Raw genomic sequence first — 19,350 nt, forward strand, 5'->3', positions numbered from 1 at the left:
CATGGCAACGGCGGTGTCCGTAGGCTGACGTTTTGGCGAATATCAGCTTACTCGGATTTACCGCCGTTTCTCTATCCTGCCTGTCCTCACGCGCCTTGCCCGTTTCACGCTAATCTGCGATGAACCCAAAAAAGGCCCCGGTGTGGGGCCTGTCAGTAGTTGATGGTGATACTGGGTATCTGCCCTTTCGCAATGAGCGTGATAGCCGTCTTGGCGCAGTCCTCCGGCATCCCACCGTCAATCATGGCCTCAAGGGCGGCGCGGTTGATGCGGGCGCGATGCTCCTTGTCGGCCTGGCGTCGGGCCAACTCATCTTGCTGGCGACGCTCCTCGGCCAGGCGCTCCTCCTCGCGGCGGCGGTGCTCGTCTTCGATGCGCTGACGCTCTGCTTCTGCTTCCCGGCGTTGGCGTTCGATTGCTGCCTGGTGCTCACGCTCACGCCGCTCTGCTGCCGCTTTGGCTTCGGCTTCTCGGCGAGCGGCCGCGTCACGCTCTGCCTGTGCGGCCGCCTCGGCTTCACGGCGCGCCCGTTCTTCTGCCTCTCGGGCAATACGTTCCTCGCGTTCCTTCTGCTCGCGCGCCTCAGCTTCGGCGCGCAGCCGGGCCAGCTCGGCCTGCTCAGCCTCATAGGCCTGGCGCTTGGCAAGACCCTCCCGCAGCAAAGACAGCACCCGGTCCTTGGTGCGGGCCGCTTCTGCCTCATACTCCTCCCAGTGCTCGCCAATGGCCATGGCCTCGGCTTCGGCGATGCAGTTGGCCAGCTCCTTGCTATCCAGATTGGGGATGTCAGAGGCCAGCAGGTCGAGTCGTTCGATGCCTGCCTGATGCTGTGCCTTGCGCGCCTCCTCGGCGGCCTCCCACTCGTTCAGCGGCCCACGCGCTTCGTCGCGCCATGCGTCCAGCTGGTCACGCCACCGCTTCCGTTCTGCGTCGATGGTCTTTGGCAATTGCTTGAGGTCGGCCACCAGCTCCTTGCCAATATTGTCGATTGCAGTCTTGCTGCGGGCTATCTTGTGCGCCATGGAGGCGTAGGCTTGTCGTCCCTTTGCGGTATCCAGGGTGGGCGGTTCGGCGAGAAAAGCGTCCAGCTCCTCGCGGATCGTTGCCAGGTATGGGTCCAAGCCCTTATCAGCCTTGAACACCTCAAGCGCCGTCTCTTTGGACGGCACGGTGACCAGCTCTGTTGATTCTTTCTCAGCTACTGCGGTCATGCTCTCCTCCTACGCTGCCTTGCTTCGCAGCAGTTGTTCGTATTCATCCACCATCGACTTGAAGGCCACCAGGTCCTCCTCGAGCTGGCCGATGTACTCGTCGTCACGCTCGAACTCCTTGAACCAGAGCTGCTTGCCGATCGGCTCCAGTGCCGGGCAATACAGGCCGATGTGCCACCACTTTCTCCCTGTGATCCACATGCCGCCTTGTACTTGATCCACGACCGTGCTGATGTCGTTGTCGATGTGGAATGCGCGCAGCTTGTCCGGCGCCACAAAGCACTTGTATTCGCTGCCACCGTCGGGGTCGATCAGGCCGTCAGCCGAGGCGCCGAAGAACCCGCAATCAGTGGTGACGAACCCTGCATGCTGAACAATCAGCCCGGTGGCCATCTCGTGTTCCATCCGTGCCATTGGCTCGAGTTCGTGCCCACGCTTCATCGCCCAGGTCTCGAACCCTTCGTCGAGCGGCTGCCCGCTGATGCGCTCGATTGCGAGGCGGAACGCATAGTCCCGCGCCTTCTCAGTAGGCTGGCCCTTCTTTGGGCCGCTCTTGAGCCTGGCGCGCGCAGCCTCGAACATGCTGGCGGTAATGCAACCAGCTCGCGCCAGGTGCCAATCTGCGCTGCCTTGATCGCACTCTATGATTCGCATTGGGCCTCTCCTTCGATGGTATTGGCCTCGGCCTGCTTGAGCGCTTCACCGCGCTTCTCGACCGCTGCCTTGAACTCGCTATAGGCCGCCATGTCTCTGGCCTTCTTGATGTCCGCCAGGCCGGCTTGCCATACCTCAGCCAATCGCTCAGTGCTCTCGGCCTTGGTAGCCTGCTCCACCCAACGCTGACCGAGCCCCTCGTCTCGCTGCGGGCCATCCGCCGCCAAGCCTTCGTTGCCCTCGGTATTGAGGTGGTGGATCGCTTGCTCGAGCTGCTCTGTCTTGGGCCAGTATTTGTAGGCCCGCTTCACGCACGTCTTCTTTGCCATCTCCCCCCAGTCGGTAACCCAGGGGCACGACTTCCCTTTGGACTGATAGGCCTTCCAAGCGCTCGAGCGATCACGAATGGCGTTTACCTCGTCCGCACTCATGGTCTCTGTGAGGTAGTCGCCGTCCGACGTTTTGACGACGACGTAGACGCCGACCACGTCGCCGCGATCCTTGGCGAACGGGTTGAAGCTGTGAAGCGGCGGGCGATCCATGCCCTGCAAGGCGAAGTTGTCGTTGGCCAGCACCAGTTCGGCCTGCGCCCACCGGATGGCGCCGGTGGCCATAGCCAGGTCCATCAGCCCGATGTAGCTGATGTCGAGACAAATCTTGCCGTCTCGCGGCACCAGATAGGCTTGCTTTTTCGCCGGGTTGAGGCTGATGCCGATGGCAGCGATATTGGTCACCGCATTCACCACCGACTGACGATTCCCCATGGCCACCTTGACCATGTAGTCGTTCGCCTGGATTGTCTGAACGGCGAAACCCGCCTCTCTCTCGAAGCTGAGGCCCGGCTCACTCAGCACCGCGGCGAACGAGTCTCGGGTGTCGTAGATGTCCTGCCGGATAGTGGCTACTGCGTTGCTCATTGCGCTACCCTCTCCTCGATACTGTTGGTATCCGCCCCAGTCCGACCGCCATCGGCTGGGGCTTCTCGTCAGTCAACCCCGTGATGGATTGCCCCTGTGGACTGGATCATCGACCGCATGGCGTCGTAGCCGTGGCGGTGGCTGAATTCCCGGTCGATCGGCTGGCTGCTGCAGCCGGCCAGCGCCAGGACGGTGATCAAGATCAGTGCTCGCATGCTTACCTCCTCATGCCGCCCAGGCGTTCCGCTCTCTGCGGTATTCCTCGAGCAGTCGGTCGTAGTCGTTGTCGGTGAGCTTGGCCTCGAGCCACGCCGCCGGATAACCGCGGCGGTCGAGGATGTCGAACTCGAATTCCTCCGGCTCATCGGGATCGGCGTCGCCAAACCCTGAGCCAGTGGTGCGCATCGGCGCCCCAGGGCTGTAGAACGTCACCCGGCACCGGCACGGAATGCCGGCAACGGTGGTCGTGAAGTTCATGCCGCCGCCCTCCTCCGGTAGTGCTGATCCAGGGCGATCTCGATCGCCGTGTTGACGTCGGGCCCGCCCCGGTACCCGTTGGTCAAAAACGCCTCGACAGCGGCCATGACCAACCGATCCATCGACAGCGGGTCGGCCAGCAGAATGGCCTTGATGTCGTCATCGATCGGGTGCGCACCAGGCTCTCGGCCAGCGTCTCGCAGCGCCTCGATGTCCCTCGAGTGTTTGCTCCATCCACTCGTGCACATACCTACCTCCTGCCGCACCAAGCGGCGCCGATGAATGCCAGGGCGTAGAGAAGGGCCGCCACCGCGACCCAGCAAGAATCCGGTGTCATGCCCTACCCCTCGTGCAGATCCACCCCAGCAGGCCAGCCAGGCCGCCCAGGGCAGTGAAGAATGCGAAAAACGAACCCATCACGGTGATAGCGATGGCCTCGTTCGATGCGTCAGGGGGCAGCATGCTGACCGCCCAGACGGCGAACTCGCGGATTGGGTTCATGTGCTGCCCTCCTTGAATGGGGCCCAAAAAAAGCCGCTCGGGTGAGCGGCAATGCAGGGAACAGATGGTGATGCGGGTGCATCGAGGTGGCGGCTGCCCTTTCAGGGACGGCTGGGCGCTCCCGGCCTTCTCAACCGCCACTTCGATGGCCCCGTACTCTGGCCCGGGGCGGGGCGCTGGGCCCAACTGACGCATGGGATCGCGTGGTGGTCACTTGGCAATCAGGCGGCAAAGACGCCGATGGATAACCTCTGATCGAGGTAGGTCACTCCAATGGAAGCCAGGATCAACGCATCGTCCAGACTCATCATGAACTGGACGCTCTGAGGGGTAGCGGCTCTTGATGATGGCTCGCGCTTCAGCCTCAACTGCCGAACGTCGCGTCAGATAGCGCCGACGTGCGGTTGGCGCGTAATAGATGATTGCTTCCTGCTTCTCTATTGCCATCTCTCGTATCCTCGCCCGTAGGCTCCGTTGTCACGCCCTGCGGCGCAGCTCGTTGTAGATGTCCTGCATGAACTCCCGGCCCTGCATTCCAGCCAGCGTCTCGACGCCCGCCTTCCTGTCTTCCTTGTGGGCATCCAGCGCTTCGAAGGTCTTGCACGCCATGTGCTCGACGACCCGCTGCGCCTCTTGCGCCACTTCCCGACCCATCCGGGCCATTTCCGCATCGGTCTCCGGCATGCCGTTCTCGCTGATCCAGCGCTCGGCGGCGAGCAGGTGGTGCGGGGTGATCATGTCCTCGGTGATATGCATCTCGTCTCTCCCGTTGTCATCCGTCAGCCCTCTCGGCGAGAAGGCTGGTGGATAACCCTTTAGGGTCGCGGCTCGCCCTCTGTTGGGGCCTCGCCTCGCCAGCTCCGACTTCGCTGGGTCTCCGGGTCGGCTACATCCGGTAGCTCGGGTGGTGGGCTGCTGCCCTGTCCACGCTTCCCAATTTAAGCATGCTGAAATGGATCGTCAAGCAGAATGCTTAAAGAAATTTCAGTTTACTGAAACATCAGGCGCAAAAAAGCCCGCTCAGGGCGGGCGATTTTTTAGTGCTGTTAAAGGTTTACGCGAAGACTTCCCACCAGAAGACCCGGCCAATGATTTTTGGCGCGTCGGGGTCGCTGATGCTGTACGTCTCTTCTGGATACTCGATCTGGTTGTCGCTCACCACGCGCATTCGGTTGAGCGGCGCGCGGTACAGTCGCTTCACTCGCAGCATACCCCCGTGATCCAGGGCGTATATCTGACCATCAACAATGTGCGTGGTGCCTTTGTCGATGCCGATGGGCGAGCCATCCATGATCACCGGTTCCATTGACGTGCCGGTAAGCGTGGCGCAGGCAGCATTATGGGGCTGGACACCGGCTCGAGCCAGGCGCGCCAGACTGAATTTCATGTACTGCCCATGGTTTTCAATGACCTGGGTGCGGCCGTCTCCGGCAGCCATCTCCACTTCCCTGAAGAACGGGATCTCGATCTCGTCGGGCGCCAAGGGCGCATCGTCCTCGACGATCTCGGTTTCATGGAACTCCAGCTCATCCTTGGGGCGCCCATGCATCAGCCCCTTCCCCTCGACGAGCCAGGTATAGGACACGCCCGTAGCGCGAGCGAGCTTCAGCAGCTTCTCGGCTTTTGGCGCCTTGGTTTCGCCGCTCAGCCACTGGGTGACGGCGGACGGGCTGACCTGGCATCGCTTGGCAATCGCGCTCTTGGATTGCCCGCTGTGCTCGATGGCCTGACGGATTCTGTCGCTGATGTTCATTTTAGCGAGCTTAAACCCATCGCCTTTCAGTATGCTTGCGGAAAGCACTTCAGCATGCTTAAATTGCTGCATACAGGAGGTCCCCATGACTACCGCAGACGCAATCAAGTATTTCGGCGGCAAGAAGATCGACCTGGCTCGAGCCATCGGAGTTTCCCCCTCAGCGATCACCCAGTGGGGTGAGGACGTTCCTACTCTCCGCCAGTACCAGATTGAGCGGTTGAGCAAGGGGAAGTTGAAGGCCCGGCCCAGTGCCGCTTAACCACACCCATAGATTAACCCCGCCCTGTCACCGCCGACAGGATCGAGAACAGAGCAGAGTTCAACACATGGATAAATTCACAGCATCGATTCAGGAAGTGGCCAAGGAATACGGGCTGGAGCGCCTCGCTGGGGATTTAGGCATGACCTACAACTGCCTGTCCGCACAGCTCAACCCAAACAACGGGCGCCCGCTGTCACTGAGCAAGTACTTCCAGCTGATCCGCTTTGCTCGCGATGCACGCCTGGTGCAGCCGCTTCTCGATCAGATGGGGATGGTGGCGATTCAGAAAGGCGCTCGCGACGACGACGCCACCCTGTTCGATCTGGTGATCAACCATCAGGTCGCGGCCGGGACAGTGGCGCAAACAGTGCGTGACGCGCTGGCAGACAACCGAATCAGTGCTCAGGAGCGCAAGGAGATCCGCAAGGCGGTGCGCGCTGAGATTGACGCTCTGACCTCGCTTGAGGCGGAGCTGGAGGAAATGGCCGAGCCGAGACTGGCCAAGGCCTAAACGCAACGAAGCCCCGCGGGTTTGGCGACCGATGGCGGGGCTTCATCACAACTCAAGGTGATAGGTGAATCATGACAGATACCGCTCAGATATTCCAGTTCCCAAGCGCGCCCGAGGCGCCCAGGGAAAAGCGAGGTGCGCAGTTGGAAGACGGATATGTCCGTACTGCCAACGCTATCGTCGAGGCGCTTTGCAAAGCCCCTCTGACGAGCAGAGAGGCCCGTGTCGTCCGTGCAGTAGAGCGAGCCACCTTCGGGTGGGATCGCTCCTCAGCACGCCTCTCGCAAAGCGTCCTGGCCAAGATGACAGGCCTGACGACCAAGCGTTGCAGCGAAACCGTGAACGGGCTGTTGGCCAAGAAAGTTCTTCGTCGCGATGGCGGCTCGCAGGCACCGATCGGTATCAATACCCGCATCAGCGAGTGGGATTTCTCAGCTCAAAAGTCCCGGGTGTCCCCAAAACGGAAGCCTGATCCAACTTGGGGACTCCGACCCCAAAATGGGGACGAAAAACGTCCCCAAGATGGGGACACAAATACAGACACTACAGACACTCTAGAACCTAAAGGTTCTAGAAAGTCCTCGAAGAAATCCTCGCCGAAGAAATGGGGTGACCCCGTTGACCACGAGCTGGCCGAGCAAATGTTCGCCGCCATCAGTGCCGACCTGACCAACCCCAAGCGTCCGAACATGAGCTCCTGGGCAAACGAGTTTCGCCTGATGCGAACCCGTGACGAGCGCACCGTCGAACAAATCCGCTTCCTGATCACCTGGACTGCCCAACACCAGTTCTGGTCAGGCGTCATCCTCAGCCCCACCAAGCTGCGCGCCAAGTGGGACCAGCTCGAAATCCAGGTCAAGAAGCTCAAGGAGTCTCGTCATGAAAATCGCATCTCAGCTGGCAACCGTCGCGCAGAGCAGGATCGTGTCGCAGCGAGCCTCGCAGACCCCTACGACACCTCCTGGGCGGAAGGCCTGTTCGACGAAGGAGGAGCGCAAGGAGGAGATTCAGGCGCTGGTGAACCGGGCGTTTACTCGGCTGGAGGCGATTTTTCCGAGGACTTGGCGGATGTCGTTCTCGACGAACGAGATGCTTCAACTGGCCAAGCGGGAGCTCGGATTTTCGATGGCGAGGTGGTCATCACTGCCGACGATGGAATCGCTCGACATGGCCATTGAAGAAATCAAGCTCGAGGGCGGGAACTGGCCGCCATCCATCGCTGAGCTCTGCCGAATCTTCAAACCGAGCCTGAAAGACTTCGGGCTGCCGGAACCCGAGATCGCCTTCCGCGAGGCTTGCACCTACGCAGGCCGGATTATGGAGCACCACTGGAGTCACCAGGCCGTCATGGACGCCACCACTGCCACCGGCTCCTGGGATCTTCGCCACTGCTCCAGCGAAGGCGAGCGATACCGGCTGCGCAAGGTGTTCTTTGCCGAGTACGAGGCGCTGTGCAATCGACTCCTCGAGGGCGGCGCGCTGGATGACCGGGTAGCCCTTCTCGAAAGCGATGAGATGAAAAGCGATATCCGCAAGGCCCAAGAGGCCAGTGAGCGAAAGGCTCAGCAGGAGGCGGAGGATTTCTGGCGAACCCGTGGCGAAGAGCCGCCGAAGAGCACCGAAGAAACCATCGCTCGAATCAAAGGGATTCTCGCCGAAGGGGGTGATGCATGAGCGGGCGCATCTGGACCGAGGCCGAGTTGACCACCCTTCGCCAGCGCCTGGCCGAAGGCGTTACCCACCGAGCCATCGCCGAGGAGCTTGGCCGGACCAAGAGCTCTGTCAACCACAAGGCGTGGGACTTGGGCCTGACTCGCCAGGCCGGCCCCCGCCAACCCTGGACACGCCAGGAGCTGGACAGGCTCGAGCAGATCATTGCCAGCGGTGCCACCTACCAACAGGCAGCCGACAAGCTGGGGCGCTCCCGCATTTCGGTGCGGGGCAAGGCCGCAGACATGGGGCTGTGCAACCCGGAGCGGGTCGGGGCCTTTCGCCGGAAAGACGTAGCCCTGGTGGCCGAGATCCACGACATCCTGGGCGACTGCATCGACTTCAAGGGCATGAACTGCTCCGAGTGCACTGCCTACCTCAATGCCATCGGCTACGAGGTCAGCAATTCGTGGGTCCACAAGCAGATCGGCGTGCTGGGCCCTAACTACCGCCGTTGGGCCAGGGAGAACGCCAAGCGTCGCCGCTCCCTGATCATGAGCATGCGCAGGAGGGCCGCCGCATGAACGCCGCCATCAAGTGCAACTACCGATCAACCATGACTGACTGCCCAGCGCACGCCGTGCACATGGCTGTGAACCGTGCCGAGATCAGCGGGAGGCGATACGGCGTTTTCTCATGCGGAGAGGGCAAGTTTCGTGTCCGCCGCGTCAAAGGCCGCCCTCAAAGCGCCCTGGAGATCATCACGCCCTCCTGGAGCTACGACAAAGCGTACCGCGAGGAGGTGGTATGAGCAGCAAAGAGCTGACCTACCAGATCGCCACCCTGCGGGACCTGGGCGGCGTCATCCAGATGGCGGCCCGAATGGCTGGCCGGGGCCTGGAAGCAGGCCCTGTCGAACTGGTGCTTCGCCGGCCCAAAAACCAGCGGAGCCTCGACCAGAACCGCCGTCTGTGGGCCGTGCTGTCCGACGTCAGCCGACAGGTTGAGTGGTATGGCCGGCACCTCTCCAAGGAGGCCTGGAAGGACATTTTTTCAGCCGCCCTTGAGCGGCAGGACGTGGTGCCGGGCCTCGAGGGTGGCTTCGTCATGATCGGCGGCCGCACCTCGAAGATGACCAAGCAACGTTTCGCCGACCTGCTGACCCTGATCGACGCCTTCGGGACCGATCACGGCGTCCAGTGGAGCGATCCCGCCCTGCGTGTGTTCGACGAATACCGGGAGGCCGCCGCATGAACCCGACATTCGCCCTATTCGCCGTAGCCATCGCGTCCTGCCTCGGCGCCTGTGCCGCCCTGGCTTGGGCGCAGCGCGAGGAGAAGCGCCGGGCCCGCGAGGAGATGCGCAGCTTTCTCGAGCAGATCGACAGGAGGGATTCATGAAGCGCTCAGCCCTCCAGCGGAAGACACCGCTTCGCAACCGGGCGCCGATGGCCCGCAAGCCTATGCAGAAGCGCCGCAAGACAGCACAGAAGCCGTCGAGCGACACCCGGTGGCGTAGTGAGCGTTACCTGGCGTTCGTCCGGTCCCTGCCCTGCTGCGTCTGCGATGGCCGCGCCACTGACGCCCATCACTGTATCGGCCTTCACTGGGGCCTGTCTGGCATGGGCACCACGGCCCCGGACAGCTTCGCCATGCCCGCCTGCCGGGAGTGCCATCAGGCGATCCATGCCAGCCCCGAGATGCAGGCCCGACAGCCCGGGTGGCTGACCGACACCATCAACCGCGGCCTCGACCACTTCACTGACGAGCCCATCGTCGGCGCCCTGGCCGACGCCCTCGAGTTCATCGCCGCCAAGGAGGATGCCCATGGCTGACCACATCGACAACGCCCTGCTCCGTCATGAGGAATCGGTCTCCGATCGCGTGCGCATCTTCGTGCCGTACCTCGCCAGCAGCACCAATGTGGCTCTGCGCCAGAACAGGTTCGCCCGCAGCCGGGAAGTCAAAGACGCAGCCTGGGCGGCCAAAGCAGCTTGCGCGGGCATGGAGCCGATCAACGGCATGGTCGACCTCGTGTTCCGGCCTCGGCTTGGAAAGGGTCAGCGCACGAGGGACACGTCCAACTATTCCGCCAACGTGAAGCACGTTGAGGACGCCCTGGTGGCCGCTGGCGTTCTGCCCGATGACCGAGGCGAGTACGTCCGCCGCATCACCATGGAGCCGCCAGAGGTCGACCGTAAGAGCGAGACCGGCACCTGGGTAGAGATCATCCCAGTGGAGGCGGTATGAGCGACAAGCAGAGCGAGCGCCCGCCAGATCGGCGCTACCACAACAACGACCCGAGGCGCCGGTCGTGAAGTGGTCACGGAAAAGCGCCTACTCAATCCAGAGCGGCGAATTCGTGATCTGCAAGACGACTCACGGCGGCGTCGACCGCTACACCCTCTGGCGAGGGTTTCAAAGCATCAGCGAACACAGCACGGCGAACGAAGCCAAAGCACGAGCAAAACGGGAGAGCGCGGCATGACATACGACGACTGGAACAAAGTGGGCAATCCGTGGCGCGTCGTCGAGGCGGCCAGCGAAAGTGAAGCGGCGTGCGAATCAGCTCTCGCAAGGGTGATCGACACTATGCTTGAGCTCAAGCTGGACTGCAGGCACAAGAACCCGGGGTTCCAGCCCTTCTCGGTCACCGCTCTGGCTGGCGAGGTGCCGGGCGGTGGCGGCCGTAGCGATCAGGCGATGCTGGCTGCCCAGCGCTACCACCCGGACAGCGAATGGCACCGCGCCTGCGCCTTCATGCTTGACCGCCTTCCCCGACGACAGGCGGCCGCCATGATGCTCCAAGCAGCACGCATCCGGCCCGAGAAGGCCGGGGAGTCAGAGTGGAAGGTGACGGCAAGCCAAATGGTGCAACGCCAGGCCCTGTTGCTGAGGAGCCTGGGTATGGCAGAGGGAGTAAGGCCGTATGAGAGCGTCGAGGCGCTTCAGAAGTGCGCCCGACGGGCTCGCACCACGCTTAGGAACTGGATCGCTCAGCAAGAAGTACGATCAGCTGCTTGACAAGTGGCCGGTTGGTGTTACTCTAATTGGTAGGCTGGCATAGGTACGCCTAAACAGCCCAAGACTTTCAGAGCCTCGCCCTCACCGGCGGGGCTTTTTCGTTCCTGCGCCCTGGCCTCCCGCCGGGGCGTAGTTCGTTATGCCGCCCTGCGAGCCCTGTCCCTCGCCATCGAGTGGGCGGCACCCTTTCCCGTGGAGTTGATCAATGAGCACAGCTGACTTGCACCACGGCGTAAAGCCGCTTCCCTTGTCGAAAATGGCTGACGCCAATGGGAAACGGCTGATTATCGACGGCAGAGTAATACCCGGTCTTATACGCCTTTCTCAGGACGGGGGTAAAACTCGCCTTTCGTATCCGTGATCAAAGTGTTGATGAGGGTACTGTACTGCTCTCGAGCGGCTTCAGTATCGGGAAGGTTCCCAAAGGGCCAGAGCTCCTTGTACCGATATCCCAGGCCAGTCAGCATTTCCTGTTGTATGCCATCTGAATGGCGCAAAGTCTGCGATACCGCAGTAAGTGAAAGCAGCGTCGCCATTTGCGCGGCGGCATTCACGTTCCGCTGTTCCACCAGAGCTTGCTCAAGCTGATCGACTTTCTCTTGCAGAGCCGTCAGTCGCCTTGCGTCGTCTGTCATTGTTGCCTCCATGGCTTGTGGTGAGCTTGGAGCATATCAACGGCGTTGAGCGCGATCTACGGCACCCTTTCCCGTGATGACGCCGCCACCTGGTGTCTTTGCCCGTTACTGCGGGCTCTTTATTCCCCGAGGTGTCGCCATGCAGACCAGTCAGCGTGGACTGAACCTGGTCGCCGAGTTCGAGGGCCTCGAGCTTGAGGCGTACCCCGACCCCGGTACCGGCGGCCATCCCTGGACCATCGGCCTGGGCACGACCCGGTACCCCGATGGCTCCCGCGTACAGCCCGGAGACACGATCACCGAGGATGAGGCGTTCGCCCTACTCCGCCATGACGTTGCCCGGTTCGAGGAGAACGTCGAGCGCCTGGTTACCGTGCCGCTCAACCAGAACCAGTTCGACGCTCTGGTCTCGTTCACCTACAACGTCGGCTCCGGTGCCCTGGAGCGTTCTACCCTGCTGCGCAAGCTGAATACCTGCGACTACCGTGGCGCCGCTGACGAGCTTCCCCGCTGGAACAAAGCCGGCGGCCGCGTACTGGCTGGCCTGACCCGACGCCGAGCGGCAGAGCGCGATCTATTCCTGACGCCTGAGAGCGTCCAGTTTCACTGGCTTGACGAGACCGTCAGAGTCTCGCGGCCCTGATCTACCCCTTTACGAATACGCAGACCGCGAAAGCGGAAAACACACCAGCCCGAGAGCTCCTATGGCTGAACAAGACGATCCTCTCGAAAGGCTGGAGCGCCGCGTCTGCACTGACCCCCAGTTTTCAGAACAAGACGTCGCCCTGATCCACGAGGTGCTGCGAGCCTATCGCGGCTGGAAATCCCTCGGTTGGGCCGCCAAGTGGGTGACGATGATCCTGGCCAGTCTTGCGGGCGCTCTGATGGCATGGAAGACCGTAGCCGAGGAGATACGCAAATGGCTTGCCGGATAGCACGCTGGGCCCTGAGCTGGCCCGCCTTTTTCCTGGCCCTGGGCTGGCTTGGGCTGTTCTCGCAGACAGACACCGCTGCACGACTCCATGGGTCAGTGCTCCCGGTGGTCACAGAGATGCAGATCGAGAGCCTGACCGAGACGGAATACCTGGGCCGCCCTGCCACGATCGTGAGCGGTTCGGCAGTCAAGAATCGGGAGTGCAGCTTCCGAGGCGTCGAATGGGCGCTCGAGGGTCAGTCCGGCATGGACGTGAAGGTCGACGCCTTCTTCAAGGATGCTCCGATGATCCGTGGCGAAGGCGTGCAGCACTGGCAGGCGCTGATCGTCGGCGTTCCCCCTGATCAGCTACCCGACACCCGGGGCGTCGTCCGGCATGAATGCGGACGCTTCCCCGCCATCACGTCGCTCTACAGCGGCGAGTGAGGCCAAGCATGGACTGGAGATCCGCCGTTGAAGAAGTCGCCAAGTACGCGCCTGCCGTGGCCACTGCACTTGGCGGTCCTGCTGTGGGCGGCGCCGCAGCTGGTGCATCTCTCATGGTTACTTCTGCGCTGGGCATCGAGAACGATCCTGCTGCACTGGTGGCAGCGACTCAGGATCCTGCCAAGCGTGCTGAGCTGGTCCGCCTCAACAACGAGCATCGCCAGGCGCTGGAGGCTATGCGCCTTGAGGCTGAGAAGGCCGCTGCCGCCGAGCAGACGGCTCGACTGACCGAGACACAGCGCACTATGCGTGCCGAGCTGGAGCATGAGGGCTGGTTCAAGAGCGGATGGCGCCCTGCCCTTGGCTGGGTGTTCGCCTTCTCCCTGGGCGCCCTGTCTGCCGTGATGGTCTACACCATCGCGATCGACCCCACGGTCGTGGGTGATCCCGAGTTCACTGGCATGCTGATCTGGCTATTCGTGACCATGGGCGCCGCCCTGGGAATCAACGTCCGCCAGCGCACGGTAGACAAGGCGCTCGAGCGTGGTCAGCAGCCCCGCACGTTCATGGACGCGATCAGAACAAAGTGAGCCCGACGGGTATTCAGTCAGCCTCGCTGTCGCGGTTGAGTTTTTCGGCTTCTCGTTCAGCTGATTCGCAGTCGTGGTAGGAAGCAATTACGTCGTCGTTCAGGTGCGTATCGACCACCTGCCAGTAATCGACCTTGGTGCTGTCGGGGTCGGTGAGCACTGAGCGAACCTGAAATCTGGCGGGCATTCTGGAGCGACCTCGCAATGGAAGGGGCTGCCCGAGGATTCTATTTGGCAGCCCGTGAGGCGAAAGACAGGGCTGCAGCTTCGGCACGGGCTTCTTCCTCGAGGGAATGCCGCGAAACAACCTCTCTGGATTCTTCATTGTAGTGCTGAGAAAGCTTAACTACCGCCCACCGCACCCGCCGGCTCTTAGCGGTTAGGTAGCTCTCGACCAAATACTTGTCCACCTCCAGGTCTCCTACAGATCGACTAAGGCGGTGGCAGAGTATGCTGAGAACGAACCTATGGCAACAGCCTACTCACCGGCATAGCAACGGTTTCGATGCGAGCCAATGACCAAAGCCGATGTAAGACGCTTGAGCTTAGTGGTTGCTCCGTACGCATCCAGGCCCTAGCTCAGCGCGCTAAACACCCTGCAGCACCCGGAGGTGGTCCCCCACCTACCAAGGCCCGGCGTCGATAGACGATTCACCCGGTGACCGCCCTTCGGAGAAAGTTCCCAAGGGCCCTATTCAGTCTGTCGTGTTGAGCAATCCACTACACCGACAGCGGATGGCGGATAAATCCCCGGCGATATATTCGCCTTGCGTCAAGTAAACAGAACCACCCAAGCCCTGGCATCCGCTGGGGCTTTTTTGTACCTGCGCCACGCACGGCGCGACAACCCAAGAGCCTTTCAGAAAGAGCCCAGGTGAAGCGTCGGTAAAAGCTGGCGAGCTTCTCTTGGGGCTGGCGTTTCTGTGCGACTGGGCTCTTTGCTAAAAGGAAAACGCACCATGCACACGATCACGTTCAATGGCTACACGCTCAACCTGATCCAGTGGATGTCGCAGCCTTCGGTGACCGCCACAGAACTTGGGAAGGCGCTTGGTTACAAGGACGGGAAGTCGGTCCAGCGGCTGTACCGCCGCAACGCTGACGAGTTCACGACGTCCATGACAGGGGTGGTCACATTGACCACCCCTTCGGGAACGCAGTCGGTTCGCGTCTTTTCCCTTCGTGGCGCCCATCTGATCGCACTGTTCGCTAAGACCAATCTGGCCAAGGCATTCCGCCGACGCGTACTGGATGTACTCGACGCAGAGGCAGCCAAGCGCAGCAAGCTTCAAGAGCTTCATGACGCGGCCTGTATTGAGTACGAAACCGGCAGGCGGATGGCGAGCATGTGTGGCCGCGGCCTTGCCGGATGGAAGCACGAGAAGCAGCCCCTCGAGAGCCGGATCAGCATGCTCGAGGATCAGATGCAACTGCGCCTGCTTGCATGACCGTATTGCTCACGGTGGCTGGCAAGTCCGTCCGCCGTGAGTTCAGCACCGCTTATTCAATGAGGCAACCATGGCACGACCAACCAAGTACAAGGCTGCGTTCGCCGAGCAGGCCCGCAAGCTGTGCTTGCTGGGCGCCACGGATGCCGAGATGGCCGATTTCTTCGAGGTTACCGAATCCACGATCAACAAGTGGAAGAAGGATCACGCGGCGTTTTCGGAGTCCATAAAAAACGGCAAGGTCATGGCCGATGCCGAAGTGGCTTCCCGGCTGTATGAGCGCGCCCTCGGGTATAGCCACCCCGAAGAGAAGGTGTTCAACAACCAAGGCGAGATCGTCACTCACCAGACGACCAAGCATTACCCGCCTGACACTACCGCCGCCGCCATATGGCTGAACAATCGCAAGCCAGACAGGTGGCGCAACAAACCGGAACCAGACGGACAGGACGACGCGCCCCAACCGGTCAACGTCGTCTTCAAGGTGCAGGATGCCAGCGACCCCGATCGAAACCGAGGCGACGCTTAATCGCCCGCAAGGTCAGTTCCTGGCGATGCAGCAGAAGTTCCGGGCCTACGTGGCCGGCTTTGGCTCTGGCAAGACGTGGGTCGGCTGTAGCGGAATCGGCGCCCACGCTTGGCAACACCCGCGCATCAATATGGGGTACTTCGCCCCGACCTATCCTCAGATCCGGGACATCTTCTACCCGACCATCGAGGAGGTCGCGCACTCACTCGCCTTGCGCGCTGAGGTGCGAGAGGCAAACCGCGAGGTCCACCTGTATAGCGGTCGGCAGTACCGCTCCACTGTGATATGCCGCTCGATGGACAAGCCTGGCAGCATCGTCGGTTTCAAGATCGGGCACGCCCTGGTCGACGAGCTCGACCTGATGGCTACTGCCAAGGCCGAAATGGCCTGGCGTAAGATCATGGCGCGGATGCGCTACAAGGTCGACGGGCTCAAGAACGGCATCGACGTGACGACGACGCCCGAGGGGTTCAAGTTCGTCCACCAGCAGTTCGTCAAAGCGTTGCGTGATAAGCCGTCTATGGCCCAGCGCTACGGTCTGGTTCAGGCATCGACCTATGACAACGAGGCGAACCTGCCAGATGACTACATCGATGCTCTGCTGGAGGCCTATCCGCCGCAGCTGATCGATGCCTACCTGCGCGGCCTATTCGTCAACCTGACCACTGGCACGGTCTACCGGCAGTTCGATAGGGCGCTGAATGCTTGCATGGACACCGTGCAGCAGGGCGAACCTCTGTTTATCGGCATGGACTTCAACGTCGGCAAGATGGCGGCAGTGACCCATGTGAAGCGTGACGGCGATCCTCGCGCGGTGGACGAAATCATGGGGGGGCACGACACCCCCGACATGATCCGCCGCATCAAAGAGCGCTATTGGCGCTATGACGGCGACGATTACATCAAGACCTGCGAAATCCACGTATACCCCGACGCCTCGGGCGACTCGCGCCGGTCAGTGAATGCGTCGACAACGGACATTGCTCAATTGCGTGACGCCGGCTTTCGGGTGGTGGTGAACGCCAGTAACCCACCTGTCAAGGACCGCGTCAACTCGATGAATGCGGCGTTTTGCAACGCCAAGGGCGAGCGCCGCTACAAGGTAAACCCCTATGCATGCCCAGCTTATACCGACGCGTTAGAGCAGCAGGCATGGAACAAACAAGGCGAACCTGACAAAGAGAACGACAAGGATCACCCCAACGACGCTGCCGGGTACTTCATTGTGAAGGATTACTTGGTCAACAAGCCGAAGGTCGGCATGAAACGCATTCGAGGACTCGCCTGATATGCCTGTCACCACGACACACCCCCAATACGACGACAAGCTCACCGATTGGGAGCTGATGCGCGACAGCATCGAAGGGGAAGGCGCTATCAAGGATGCTGGCATCGGCTACCTGCCGAAGACCAGCGGTCAGCTGGCCCTCGAGCACCAGGCGAAAACCGACGAAAGCGCGATGCTGTCGCTCGACGAGGCCCGGGAGATCTACCAGTCCTACAAGCGGCGCGCCCAATACCCGCTGTGGGTGAAGGACTCACTGCGTACGATGATGGGGCTTGTGTCTCGCCAGGAACCCGAGATTAACCTACCGACCTCCCTGGCCTCCCTTCAGGACGAGGCCACGGCCGATGGCTTCCCGCTCAAGACGCTGTTTCTTCGCTCAGTGCTGGGTCTGCTGGCCTATGGCCGACAACCTCTACTCGCTGACTGGGATGGCGACGGCCGACCCTATGTGGCCCTCTACGGCGCGCTCGACGCCATCAACTGGCGCGAAGCTGATGTCGATGGGCGTCGCGACCTGGTGCTGAGCGTGCTGCGCGAGGCCGTACACCAGGGTGACGAGTTCAGTCACGACAGTGAGGCCCGCTACCGAGTGCTCGACCTCAACGAGGGTCGATACCGGGTGCGTCTGCTGGATGAGCATGGTGAAGCAGTCGGCGAGGAAGACATGCCGGGCACTAACCAGGCGCCGCTCGACTTCGTCCCCCTGGTCTTCTTGGGCAGCACCGACAACAACGCCGACACCGACGAGATTCCGCTGCTGACCATGGCGAAGGCGGCGCTCAAGAGCTACCAACTCTCGGCAGACTACTACACCAGTCTCCATTACACCTCGCATCCCCAGCCGTGGATCGCCGCGGACCTGGGCGAGGACGAGCAATTCAGTGTCAGCGGTCCCATGGCCGCCTGGAATGTGGGCAAGGACGGCAAGGTCGGGTATCTCGAGTTTCAGGGCGCGGGCATCGAGGCCAACCGCACGGCGATGCAGGACCAGCGCAACACTGCGCTCGAGGCCGGAGCTCGGGTGATCGACGCCGGAGCCGACGAATCTGGCGAGGCCCGCAAGGCCCGCCAGAGCGATCAGCACACCAGCCTGTACAGCGTCGTGGTTACCGCGGCCGAGGGCATTGAGCAGCTGCTTCGCTACTTCGGCCGCTGGCTGAACCTGCCGCAGGCCGACATCGATGCCATCGCGTTCAAGGTCGAGCCCGAATTCACCAAGGCCGAGATCGATGCCGCAATGATGGGCATCGTTCGCGATCTGCGCCTGGCCGACGAGGTGCCGCAGGCGGTGCTGTTCGAGTCGTTGCGCAAGGCCGGGGTCACCAATCTCGCCGACCAGGACCTGTTGGCCCTGCTCGATGGTCAGGTAACCGACGATGAGTGATCGTGAGGACGCACAGCGCCGGATCGTCACCGCTCTGGCGCAGCATGTCTCATACCTGCACCGCACCGGCACAGCGCACGTCAATAAGGCGCTGGCGATCATCGACGAAATGAGCGCCGAGCTTCCCCGGGAGATCGGCGAGCGCCTCGACAACCTGACGCCTGCCGAGCTCCAGGCGTTCGCCCGGGGCCGCTACCACACGACTCGGCTCAAGGGGTTGCGCGACGCAATCGACCGCTGGGTCTCGACGCTTGGCGAGCGCATCAAGACCATGAGTCTCAAGGAGCTGGCGGCCCTAGCCGATCAGGAGGCGGGATACGTCCGCGACCTCATCGCCCAGGCGGTAGAGGGCGAGATCCCGCCGGCTCCTGCTGTGGCATCGGCCGCTCTCTCCCGACCGGTGATGGGGGAGTTCGTCGAGGGCATGCTGGCCGACATCGGGCCGGCCACCCGCAACCGGGTCTACAGCACCATCCGCCAAGGCGTCAGCGAGGGCCAGAGCAACAGCCAGATCATCCGCGCCCTGCGCGGGACGCCGGCGCTCAAATACCGCGATGGCGTGCTGCAGACGACGCGCAACAATGTAGACAACGTAGTGCGCACGGCTCGTCAGCACATGAGCAACGAGGCCTACCGGGAGACCTACAACGCCCTGGGCGTCACCCATGTGGTCTGGGTGGCCCAGCTCGAGGGGCGAACCTGTCGCCGCTGCGCACCGCTCGACGGCCGCCGCTGGAAGATCGACGAGCCACACCCCGAGCCGCCGCTGCATCACCGGTGCCGCTGCTGCCTGGCGCCCTCGCTCGACGGCGACATCATGGGCCAACGTCCCTACGTGCGCGCTCTCAAGGTCAAAGGGCGCGACGACCAGGCCAAGTTCCGCAGCATCGGCAACATGACCAAGAGGCAGCGCGAGGCGGCCGGTCTCGAGGTCGGGCAGGTCAGCGCTGGCACTACCTACTCCGACTGGTTCTCGCGCCAGAGTGCGCGGTATCAGCGCGAGTGGCTGGGCGAACGTCGCTACCGGCTCTACAAGGAGGGCGGCTACAGCCTGGACCGTTTCACCGACCCGCGGCAGCGCGAGTACACGCTGGACGAGCTGCGCGACCGCGACCGCGAGACATTCGCCGAGGTGTTCGGTGAGGCGGCTTGAG

31 protein-coding genes are annotated in these 19,350 nt (G+C 62.1%); 20 read left to right on the forward strand and 11 right to left on the reverse strand.

Translation table 11 applies throughout. From position 1 onward, the window contains the following. Positions 1-152: 152 nt before the first annotated feature. From C9F12_RS09570 to C9F12_RS09600, 9 genes are all read right to left on the reverse strand, one after another. The gene (locus C9F12_RS09570; RefSeq protein WP_108448725.1) at positions 153-1,211 is read right to left on the reverse strand and encodes a hypothetical protein; all 1,059 of its coding nucleotides are present in this window, start codon (positions 1,209-1,211) and stop codon (positions 153-155) included. Between the two features lie 9 nt (positions 1,212-1,220). Then, the gene (locus C9F12_RS09575; RefSeq protein WP_108448726.1) at positions 1,221-1,865 is read right to left on the reverse strand and encodes a lambda exonuclease family protein; all 645 of its coding nucleotides are present in this window, start codon (positions 1,863-1,865) and stop codon (positions 1,221-1,223) included. Further along, entirely contained in the window at positions 1,853-2,782 is a 930-nt protein-coding gene (locus C9F12_RS09580) for a recombinase RecT (RefSeq protein WP_045993464.1), read from the reverse strand. The genes C9F12_RS09575 and C9F12_RS09580 overlap by 13 nt, the downstream gene beginning before the upstream one ends. Positions 2,783-2,850: 68 nt before the next feature. After that, positions 2,851-2,997 (reverse strand): hypothetical protein, encoded by a 147-nt coding sequence (locus C9F12_RS22505; RefSeq protein ID WP_157033073.1) that lies wholly within the window; start codon positions 2,995-2,997, stop codon positions 2,851-2,853. Between the two features lie 10 nt (positions 2,998-3,007). Further along, positions 3,008-3,259: a hypothetical protein gene (locus C9F12_RS09585; protein WP_108448727.1), complete on the reverse strand. Its 252-nt coding sequence runs from the start codon at positions 3,257-3,259 to the stop codon at positions 3,008-3,010. Further along, the gene (locus C9F12_RS09590) at positions 3,256-3,507 is read right to left on the reverse strand and encodes a hypothetical protein (RefSeq protein ID WP_108448728.1); all 252 of its coding nucleotides are present in this window, start codon (positions 3,505-3,507) and stop codon (positions 3,256-3,258) included. The genes C9F12_RS09585 and C9F12_RS09590 overlap by 4 nt, the downstream gene beginning before the upstream one ends. 85 nt (positions 3,508-3,592) lie before the next feature. Further along, positions 3,593-3,760, reverse strand: a complete 168-nt coding sequence (locus C9F12_RS22510) for a hypothetical protein (protein WP_162816431.1) — start codon at positions 3,758-3,760, stop codon at positions 3,593-3,595. Between the two features lie 477 nt (positions 3,761-4,237). Continuing rightward, positions 4,238-4,516, reverse strand: a complete 279-nt coding sequence (locus C9F12_RS09595; protein WP_108448729.1) for a hypothetical protein — start codon at positions 4,514-4,516, stop codon at positions 4,238-4,240. A gap of 298 nt (positions 4,517-4,814) precedes the next feature. Then, complete coding sequence (locus tag C9F12_RS09600) at positions 4,815-5,585, reverse strand: helix-turn-helix transcriptional regulator (protein ID WP_162816432.1); 771 nt, start codon at positions 5,583-5,585, stop codon at positions 4,815-4,817. A gap of 13 nt (positions 5,586-5,598) precedes the next feature. Here C9F12_RS09600 and C9F12_RS09605 point away from each other — a divergent pair, with 13 nt between their 5' ends. The 11 genes from C9F12_RS09605 to C9F12_RS09650 all read left to right on the forward strand — a co-directional run bounded on the left by C9F12_RS09605 (position 5,599) and on the right by C9F12_RS09650 (position 10,962). Further along, on the forward strand, positions 5,599-5,775 hold the full coding sequence (locus C9F12_RS09605; RefSeq protein ID WP_108133153.1) for a Cro/CI family transcriptional regulator: 177 nt from the start codon (positions 5,599-5,601) through the stop codon (positions 5,773-5,775). A 67-nt stretch (positions 5,776-5,842) separates the two neighbouring features. Beyond that, complete coding sequence (locus tag C9F12_RS09610) at positions 5,843-6,289, forward strand: phage regulatory CII family protein (RefSeq protein WP_108133152.1); 447 nt, start codon at positions 5,843-5,845, stop codon at positions 6,287-6,289. 71 nt (positions 6,290-6,360) lie between these two features. Beyond that, the gene (locus C9F12_RS09615; RefSeq protein WP_108448731.1) at positions 6,361-7,467 is read left to right on the forward strand and encodes a replication protein; all 1,107 of its coding nucleotides are present in this window, start codon (positions 6,361-6,363) and stop codon (positions 7,465-7,467) included. Beyond that, positions 7,358-7,963, forward strand: coding sequence for a hypothetical protein (locus C9F12_RS09620; protein WP_240184223.1), 606 nt, complete (start codon positions 7,358-7,360; stop codon positions 7,961-7,963). Before C9F12_RS09615 ends, C9F12_RS09620 begins: the two co-directional genes overlap by 110 nt. Further along, the gene (locus C9F12_RS09625) at positions 7,960-8,523 is read left to right on the forward strand and encodes a hypothetical protein (protein ID WP_108448733.1); all 564 of its coding nucleotides are present in this window, start codon (positions 7,960-7,962) and stop codon (positions 8,521-8,523) included. The genes C9F12_RS09620 and C9F12_RS09625 overlap by 4 nt, the downstream gene beginning before the upstream one ends. Beyond that, positions 8,520-8,750: a hypothetical protein gene (locus C9F12_RS09630; RefSeq protein WP_108133147.1), complete on the forward strand. Its 231-nt coding sequence runs from the start codon at positions 8,520-8,522 to the stop codon at positions 8,748-8,750. Before C9F12_RS09625 ends, C9F12_RS09630 begins: the two co-directional genes overlap by 4 nt. Beyond that, positions 8,747-9,193 carry a recombination protein NinB gene (locus C9F12_RS09635; protein ID WP_240184224.1) on the forward strand — a complete coding sequence of 149 codons (447 nt, stop codon included), beginning with the start codon at positions 8,747-8,749 and terminating at the stop codon, positions 9,191-9,193. Before C9F12_RS09630 ends, C9F12_RS09635 begins: the two co-directional genes overlap by 4 nt. Then, on the forward strand, positions 9,190-9,339 hold the full coding sequence (locus C9F12_RS22515) for a hypothetical protein (protein WP_162816434.1): 150 nt from the start codon (positions 9,190-9,192) through the stop codon (positions 9,337-9,339). The genes C9F12_RS09635 and C9F12_RS22515 overlap by 4 nt, the downstream gene beginning before the upstream one ends. Next, positions 9,336-9,773 carry a DUF968 domain-containing protein gene (locus C9F12_RS09640; RefSeq protein ID WP_108448734.1) on the forward strand — a complete coding sequence of 146 codons (438 nt, stop codon included), beginning with the start codon at positions 9,336-9,338 and terminating at the stop codon, positions 9,771-9,773. Before C9F12_RS22515 ends, C9F12_RS09640 begins: the two co-directional genes overlap by 4 nt. Further along, on the forward strand, positions 9,766-10,188 hold the full coding sequence (locus C9F12_RS09645) for a hypothetical protein (RefSeq protein ID WP_108448735.1): 423 nt from the start codon (positions 9,766-9,768) through the stop codon (positions 10,186-10,188). The genes C9F12_RS09640 and C9F12_RS09645 overlap by 8 nt, the downstream gene beginning before the upstream one ends. A 234-nt stretch (positions 10,189-10,422) precedes the next feature. Beyond that, positions 10,423-10,962: a hypothetical protein gene (locus C9F12_RS09650; protein WP_108448736.1), complete on the forward strand. Its 540-nt coding sequence runs from the start codon at positions 10,423-10,425 to the stop codon at positions 10,960-10,962. Positions 10,963-11,273: 311 nt separating this feature from the next. On the opposite strand, the gene C9F12_RS09655 is transcribed toward C9F12_RS09650, so the two are convergent. Then, on the reverse strand, positions 11,274-11,597 hold the full coding sequence (locus tag C9F12_RS09655) for a hypothetical protein (protein ID WP_108448737.1): 324 nt from the start codon (positions 11,595-11,597) through the stop codon (positions 11,274-11,276). A 139-nt stretch (positions 11,598-11,736) separates the two neighbouring features. Between C9F12_RS09655 and C9F12_RS09660 the strand changes: the two genes are divergently transcribed. From C9F12_RS09660 to C9F12_RS09675, 4 genes are all read left to right on the forward strand, one after another. Beyond that, entirely contained in the window at positions 11,737-12,240 is a 504-nt protein-coding gene (locus C9F12_RS09660) for a lysozyme (protein WP_108448738.1), read from the forward strand. 61 nt (positions 12,241-12,301) lie between these two features. Further along, positions 12,302-12,532: a hypothetical protein gene (locus C9F12_RS09665; RefSeq protein ID WP_108448739.1), complete on the forward strand. Its 231-nt coding sequence runs from the start codon at positions 12,302-12,304 to the stop codon at positions 12,530-12,532. Between the two features lie 116 nt (positions 12,533-12,648). Continuing rightward, a complete protein-coding gene (locus C9F12_RS09670; RefSeq protein WP_162816435.1) occupies positions 12,649-12,957 on the forward strand; it encodes a hypothetical protein in 309 nt (102 codons plus the stop codon). A 113-nt stretch (positions 12,958-13,070) separates the two neighbouring features. Beyond that, positions 13,071-13,547 (forward strand): 3TM-type holin, encoded by a 477-nt coding sequence (locus tag C9F12_RS09675; protein WP_162816436.1) that lies wholly within the window; start codon positions 13,071-13,073, stop codon positions 13,545-13,547. Between the two features lie 13 nt (positions 13,548-13,560). On the opposite strand, the gene C9F12_RS22520 is transcribed toward C9F12_RS09675, so the two are convergent. Then, entirely contained in the window at positions 13,561-13,707 is a 147-nt protein-coding gene (locus tag C9F12_RS22520) for a hypothetical protein (protein ID WP_162816437.1), read from the reverse strand. Positions 13,708-14,506: 799 nt separating this feature from the next. On the opposite strand from C9F12_RS22520, the gene C9F12_RS09680 reads away from it, so the two are divergent. The 5 genes from C9F12_RS09680 to C9F12_RS09700 all read left to right on the forward strand — a co-directional run bounded on the left by C9F12_RS09680 (position 14,507) and on the right by C9F12_RS09700 (position 19,349). Then, positions 14,507-14,995 (forward strand): hypothetical protein, encoded by a 489-nt coding sequence (locus tag C9F12_RS09680; RefSeq protein WP_108448742.1) that lies wholly within the window; start codon positions 14,507-14,509, stop codon positions 14,993-14,995. Between the two features lie 70 nt (positions 14,996-15,065). Beyond that, positions 15,066-15,524, forward strand: coding sequence for a terminase (locus C9F12_RS09685; RefSeq protein ID WP_108448743.1), 459 nt, complete (start codon positions 15,066-15,068; stop codon positions 15,522-15,524). Then, positions 15,487-16,812 (forward strand): terminase family protein, encoded by a 1,326-nt coding sequence (locus C9F12_RS09690; protein WP_108448744.1) that lies wholly within the window; start codon positions 15,487-15,489, stop codon positions 16,810-16,812. Before C9F12_RS09685 ends, C9F12_RS09690 begins: the two co-directional genes overlap by 38 nt. Before the next feature lies 1 nt (position 16,813). Then, positions 16,814-18,196 carry a DUF4055 domain-containing protein gene (locus tag C9F12_RS09695; RefSeq protein ID WP_108448745.1) on the forward strand — a complete coding sequence of 461 codons (1,383 nt, stop codon included), beginning with the start codon at positions 16,814-16,816 and terminating at the stop codon, positions 18,194-18,196. Beyond that, positions 18,189-19,349 carry a phage minor head protein gene (locus tag C9F12_RS09700; RefSeq protein ID WP_108448746.1) on the forward strand — a complete coding sequence of 387 codons (1,161 nt, stop codon included), beginning with the start codon at positions 18,189-18,191 and terminating at the stop codon, positions 19,347-19,349. The genes C9F12_RS09695 and C9F12_RS09700 overlap by 8 nt, the downstream gene beginning before the upstream one ends. The last annotated feature ends 1 nt before the right edge of the window (position 19,350 follow it).

The organism is Halomonas sp. BN3-1, from assembly GCF_003056325.1.
Lineage (GTDB): Bacteria > Pseudomonadota > Gammaproteobacteria > Pseudomonadales > Halomonadaceae > Halomonas > Halomonas litopenaei.

What these genes read in the sequence shown, in the direction of transcription:
- C9F12_RS09570 (WP_108448725.1), bottom strand. Translation starts at nt 1,211, where the DNA reads ATGACCGCAGTAGCTGAGAAAGAATCAACAGAGCTGGTCACCGTGCCG.
- C9F12_RS09575 (WP_108448726.1), bottom strand. Translation starts at nt 1,865, where the DNA reads ATGCGAATCATAGAGTGCGATCAAGGCAGCGCAGATTGGCACCTGGCG.
- C9F12_RS09580 (WP_045993464.1), bottom strand. Translation starts at nt 2,782, where the DNA reads ATGAGCAACGCAGTAGCCACTATCCGGCAGGACATCTACGACACCCGA.
- C9F12_RS22505 (WP_157033073.1), bottom strand. Translation starts at nt 2,997, where the DNA reads ATGCGAGCACTGATCTTGATCACCGTCCTGGCGCTGGCCGGCTGCAGC.
- C9F12_RS09585 (WP_108448727.1), bottom strand. Translation starts at nt 3,259, where the DNA reads ATGAACTTCACGACCACCGTTGCCGGCATTCCGTGCCGGTGCCGGGTG.
- C9F12_RS09590 (WP_108448728.1), bottom strand. Translation starts at nt 3,507, where the DNA reads ATGTGCACGAGTGGATGGAGCAAACACTCGAGGGACATCGAGGCGCTG.
- C9F12_RS22510 (WP_162816431.1), bottom strand. Translation starts at nt 3,760, where the DNA reads ATGAACCCAATCCGCGAGTTCGCCGTCTGGGCGGTCAGCATGCTGCCC.
- C9F12_RS09595 (WP_108448729.1), bottom strand. Translation starts at nt 4,516, where the DNA reads ATGCATATCACCGAGGACATGATCACCCCGCACCACCTGCTCGCCGCC.
- C9F12_RS09600 (WP_162816432.1), bottom strand. Translation starts at nt 5,585, where the DNA reads ATGCAGCAATTTAAGCATGCTGAAGTGCTTTCCGCAAGCATACTGAAA.
- C9F12_RS09605 (WP_108133153.1), top strand. Translation starts at nt 5,599, where the DNA reads ATGACTACCGCAGACGCAATCAAGTATTTCGGCGGCAAGAAGATCGAC.
- C9F12_RS09610 (WP_108133152.1), top strand. Translation starts at nt 5,843, where the DNA reads ATGGATAAATTCACAGCATCGATTCAGGAAGTGGCCAAGGAATACGGG.
- C9F12_RS09615 (WP_108448731.1), top strand. Translation starts at nt 6,361, where the DNA reads ATGACAGATACCGCTCAGATATTCCAGTTCCCAAGCGCGCCCGAGGCG.
- C9F12_RS09620 (WP_240184223.1), top strand. Translation starts at nt 7,358, where the DNA reads ATGTCGTTCTCGACGAACGAGATGCTTCAACTGGCCAAGCGGGAGCTC.
- C9F12_RS09625 (WP_108448733.1), top strand. Translation starts at nt 7,960, where the DNA reads ATGAGCGGGCGCATCTGGACCGAGGCCGAGTTGACCACCCTTCGCCAG.
- C9F12_RS09630 (WP_108133147.1), top strand. Translation starts at nt 8,520, where the DNA reads ATGAACGCCGCCATCAAGTGCAACTACCGATCAACCATGACTGACTGC.
- C9F12_RS09635 (WP_240184224.1), top strand. Translation starts at nt 8,747, where the DNA reads ATGAGCAGCAAAGAGCTGACCTACCAGATCGCCACCCTGCGGGACCTG.
- C9F12_RS22515 (WP_162816434.1), top strand. Translation starts at nt 9,190, where the DNA reads ATGAACCCGACATTCGCCCTATTCGCCGTAGCCATCGCGTCCTGCCTC.
- C9F12_RS09640 (WP_108448734.1), top strand. Translation starts at nt 9,336, where the DNA reads ATGAAGCGCTCAGCCCTCCAGCGGAAGACACCGCTTCGCAACCGGGCG.
- C9F12_RS09645 (WP_108448735.1), top strand. Translation starts at nt 9,766, where the DNA reads ATGGCTGACCACATCGACAACGCCCTGCTCCGTCATGAGGAATCGGTC.
- C9F12_RS09650 (WP_108448736.1), top strand. Translation starts at nt 10,423, where the DNA reads ATGACATACGACGACTGGAACAAAGTGGGCAATCCGTGGCGCGTCGTC.
- C9F12_RS09655 (WP_108448737.1), bottom strand. Translation starts at nt 11,597, where the DNA reads ATGACAGACGACGCAAGGCGACTGACGGCTCTGCAAGAGAAAGTCGAT.
- C9F12_RS09660 (WP_108448738.1), top strand. Translation starts at nt 11,737, where the DNA reads ATGCAGACCAGTCAGCGTGGACTGAACCTGGTCGCCGAGTTCGAGGGC.
- C9F12_RS09665 (WP_108448739.1), top strand. Translation starts at nt 12,302, where the DNA reads ATGGCTGAACAAGACGATCCTCTCGAAAGGCTGGAGCGCCGCGTCTGC.
- C9F12_RS09670 (WP_162816435.1), top strand. Translation starts at nt 12,649, where the DNA reads ATGCAGATCGAGAGCCTGACCGAGACGGAATACCTGGGCCGCCCTGCC.
- C9F12_RS09675 (WP_162816436.1), top strand. Translation starts at nt 13,071, where the DNA reads ATGGTTACTTCTGCGCTGGGCATCGAGAACGATCCTGCTGCACTGGTG.
- C9F12_RS09680 (WP_108448742.1), top strand. Translation starts at nt 14,507, where the DNA reads ATGCACACGATCACGTTCAATGGCTACACGCTCAACCTGATCCAGTGG.
- C9F12_RS09685 (WP_108448743.1), top strand. Translation starts at nt 15,066, where the DNA reads ATGGCACGACCAACCAAGTACAAGGCTGCGTTCGCCGAGCAGGCCCGC.
- C9F12_RS09690 (WP_108448744.1), top strand. Translation starts at nt 15,487, where the DNA reads ATGCCAGCGACCCCGATCGAAACCGAGGCGACGCTTAATCGCCCGCAA.
- C9F12_RS09695 (WP_108448745.1), top strand. Translation starts at nt 16,814, where the DNA reads ATGCCTGTCACCACGACACACCCCCAATACGACGACAAGCTCACCGAT.
- C9F12_RS09700 (WP_108448746.1), top strand. Translation starts at nt 18,189, where the DNA reads ATGAGTGATCGTGAGGACGCACAGCGCCGGATCGTCACCGCTCTGGCG.